Below are 3,738 nucleotides of genomic sequence, written 5' to 3'. Positions count from 1 at the left end.
CGGCTTTCCCTCGTCAGTCACCAATAGTGTTTTGGCGCTACGGGCAGGGGTGACGACAATTGGCAACCTGTCTCAATATTTTGCGCATCAGGCACCCGGTTGGCATGACCATATTCACACAGCCGTTGAAACGACGAAAGCCATTGCACTGTTGGGGCGTTTTCGGGAGCAAGGTGTTGCCTTGCATTCCTACTTAGAAGACGGATATGGCGCGTTGTTTTTTGACTGCGCCACGATCGCCGGTTGGGCGATGCTTGAGCATTACATCGTTGAAGAATTACTTGGCGCGAAGCTATCCCATTGTATCGGCGGTCTAACTTCAGACCCCATCAAGCGGGCAGGTTGGGTATTTGCGCTTGATAAAATTCACAAGGGCGAATGCGTTGGCTCAATGTTTTATGGCGACACAATTTCGTTCACGCAGGATTTTGACGAAAATCGCGGCATGATCGCCGAGTACATGCTGTGGGATATTATGGCGCAACTCAAATGCCCAACTGGTCATGCTGTGTTGCCATTGCCTGTCACCGAAGCGGTGCGAGCGCCATCTGCGCAAGAAATTGTCGAAGCTCAAATATTGGGAAACCGGGTCGAAAAAACCGCCCGCCTTCTAGTCGACAAAGTTGATTTTTCCGAAGCTGAAGCATTCGCCGACAAAATCGTCAGTGAAGGGCGCGGCATATTTGAGCGGGCGCTGCATGGCTTTAAAGAAGCTGGTATCGATGTGCGCAATCCTTTGCAGATGCTTTATGCCTTAAAGGAAATTGGCCCGGCTTTGTTCGAAGAGATTTTTGGCGCAGGCGCTGAGGACCCGTCACAACCGCGCAACCGTATTCCAACGGTGCCAACGGATATTTTTGCGCAGTCAATTGGAACGTACAAACAGCACTTGCCTGCATTTTCCAAGCCAAAGGTGGTCGACCGGATAGCTGGGAAACGTTTGTTATTGGCATCAAGCGATGTGCACGAACATGCCTTGCTTGTGCTGAATTGGCTGCTGGATAGCGGCGGGGCAAATGTTGTCTATCTTGGGGCAGAGGTTGACGCGCAAACCATTGTTGCGCGCGCTAAAGAAGACGATGTGGACGCCATTCTGGTGAGCACGCACAATGGAATGGCCCTAGATTTTGGCAAGACAATTAACGCTGAAATGGCCAAGCAAAAAATCAAAAAACCCGTGCTTTTCGGCGGTGTACTAAATCAAAAAATTCAAGACCAGGAATTGCCGGTCGATGTTTCCAGTGAACTTAGAGCGATTGGCATTCACGCCAATACGTCTTCATTGGAGCAGCGTCTGGTCCACTTTTTGCAACTAGAGAAACAATAAAGGATTGCACATGCTACACTTTGGTTATGGTTCAAATTTACAAATGAGCTTCTTGAAGGAGATACTTCCAAGCGCGAAATATGTGATGAAAGCGTATATTCCTAATCACGAAATCCAGTTCAACTTTTTTTCCAAAACCAAGCAAGCCGGCATCAGCAATATCATGTTAGCGCCAGGCAAAGTGGTGCATGGGGTGATTTTTGACGTGCCCGAAAAAGAACTACTGGAACTAGATGTAAAACCTGGTTTTTACATTGGGGATTATGAGCGCCGCACGTTCTTGGCTGTGGGCGAGGACAATAAGCTTCATTCAACAGAACTCTACCAAGTTATTGACCCTCAAGGCCCGTTCCAGCCCTCAAAAGAATATGTCAAAGGCATGCTTGAAGGCGCCCGCGAAATGGACCTGGATCCGACACACCTAAAAACCATCGAGCAGTTCTACGCTGACTCTGTTTAATCACCCTTTGGGCAGGGGTTCAAAATTGAATCCCTGCTTTTTCCTCGATCATGCGGCTGACGTTATCTGATGAATGTTTGCCACTTGATTGGATATGCTGTTCGAGCAGCTTTTTTGCCAATTTTGTGTCACGTTCCAAAATAGCATTTAGGATATTGCCATGATCGTTCTCATTTGATTTCGATCCGGTCACATATCTTAGACTGATTTGATACTTGAGATGCAGAATATCAAACACATTTTGCAGCGCTCTTTTTTGCAAAGATTGTCCGGAGAGTTCGGCAATTGTGAGGTGGAAGTTCATATCCGCCACCAGCTTCTTGTTCATGAACATACCCTCAAGCGCGTTCATATATTGCTGATGGGACTCCTTCAGCTTTTCTTCGCCCTGCTTGTCCAGATTTTCGATTGCTCGTTCCAACAAGGAACTCTCCAGAAGCAGTCTAAAATTGTACAGCTCTTTGATCTCGCTTAGGCTAAGCGGTTCAATGAAATATCCTTTGTTGGGTTCACGTCTTACGATGCCCTGGAATTCAAGGAACTTTAGCGCTTGGATGAATGGGGTTACACTCATGCCCATTTCTTCAGCAAGCTCTTTAAATGGAACTTTTTGACCTGGCACCAAGTCGTTGTGGAATAGCATCTGACGAATGCCGACATACGCAGTTTGAGTAAGATCTCCGCTTGCGTTTGGGTTCTTTCTTCTTGGCATCCCGATTGTGCCCTTTCCATAGGTAATCGTCTGAAGTCTATTTGGTTTTAGCGCTAGCTCGCAGATGGGGAATTGTGTGCTGTGCCCCTTGCTAACGCTTGAGTTGAACAACTTTTGGCGTGTTGTTCACGAAGGATAACTCCGGTTTTGTTTTGTGGCTTATTTTTGCTCCCCACCGCAATAGATATGTGCAGCTGAAAAGAGCATATGCGCCAATTCACAGACGCACAATAGCGAGTGATAAAGATTGGTTCTATAGGCCGGTGACGGGCGAATGGTAATCTCAACTGATCGCTTCGCCCTCAGTTTTGTTGCACGAATTCAAGGTGATTGGGAAAAGCGATATATTGATTTGCATTCCCTTATTTGGTGATCCGTTCAGCGATATAGGCGTCAATCTGTGCGGCTTCTTGTTTATCAACATGAAGCCCCATTTTTGTTCTGCGCCATAAATAGTCTTCGGCGGTCATAACCCATTCGTTGGCAATGACCCAATCGAGTTCGCCAGCATAAATGCCGTGCCCAAAATTGGTGCCAAGGTCCTCTTTTTTTGTTGCATTGCAATAGATTTTTTCGGCGTCAGTCCCATAAGCGCGCACGAGGCGGTGGGTGGTTTTATGATCCAAGAAGGGGAGTCGGCTTTGTAATCTGCGGACCAACTCATCAAATTGATCGTGAGCAAAGTCCCCGCCGGGTAGGGGAACTCGTTTGGTCCACTCTGCACCAATGTTGGGGAAGAAACTGTCAAATTTCTCAATCGCGGCTTCGGCCAAACGGCGATAGGTGGTGATTTTGCCGCCGAAAATGTTTAAGGCCGGTGCTTCTCCGGTTTCATTAAGCTTAAGCACATATTCGCGGGTGGCGGCGGTGCTGGATGAGGCATGGTCGTCATAGAGCGGGCGCACGCCGGAATAGGTCCACACGACATCGTTCTCGACCACCGGCTTCTTGAAATAGGAACTGGCGACTTCGCACAGATAGGCTTTCTCCTCGGGCGAACACTCCGCCTCGCCGGGGTCGGTGCCCTCAAAATCCTTGTCCGTCGTGCCGATCAGCGTGAAGTCGGTCTCATAGGGCAGGGCGAAGATCACGCGGCCATCGGAGTGCTGGAAAATATAGGCCTGATCGCCCTGATGGATCTTCGGCACGACGATGTGGCTGCCCTGCACGAGGCGTACATTTTTAGCGTCGTTCTTGCCGACAGCCGTCTGCAGCAGCTTGTCGACCCACGGGCCGGCG

The 3,738-nt window shown here is 48.8% G+C and carries 4 protein-coding genes; 2 read left to right on the top strand and 2 right to left on the bottom strand.

What is annotated here, in order from left to right:
- Both Q0231_RS02455 and Q0231_RS02450 read left to right on the top strand, forming a co-directional pair.
- Positions 1–1,327: cobalamin-dependent protein (locus Q0231_RS02455; RefSeq protein ID WP_299344643.1), on the top strand; the 1,327-nt coding region annotated here is incomplete at its 5' end.
- An 85-nt stretch (positions 1,328–1,412) separates the two neighbouring features.
- Entirely contained in the window at positions 1,413–1,787 is a 375-nt protein-coding gene (locus Q0231_RS02450) for a gamma-glutamylcyclotransferase (RefSeq protein WP_299344641.1), read from the top strand.
- Between the two features lie 19 nt (positions 1,788–1,806).
- Here Q0231_RS02450 and Q0231_RS02445 read toward each other — a convergent pair whose 3' ends face one another.
- Together Q0231_RS02445 and glpD are read right to left on the bottom strand one after the other, a co-directional pair.
- Positions 1,807–2,499 (bottom strand): GntR family transcriptional regulator, encoded by a 693-nt coding sequence (locus tag Q0231_RS02445; RefSeq protein ID WP_269393653.1) that lies wholly within the window; start codon positions 2,497–2,499, stop codon positions 1,807–1,809.
- A 362-nt stretch (positions 2,500–2,861) separates the two neighbouring features.
- On the bottom strand, positions 2,862–3,738 hold an 877-nt coding region (gene glpD, locus Q0231_RS02440), incomplete at its 5' end, for a glycerol-3-phosphate dehydrogenase (protein ID WP_299344636.1).

It is taken from the genome of uncultured Maritalea sp. (assembly GCF_937139385.1).
In the GTDB taxonomy this organism is placed as follows: Bacteria; Pseudomonadota; Alphaproteobacteria; order Rhizobiales; family Devosiaceae; genus Maritalea; species Maritalea porphyrae_A.
Note: the sequence above shows the minus strand (reverse complement) of the source record. Positions and strands in the feature narration are given on the sequence as shown.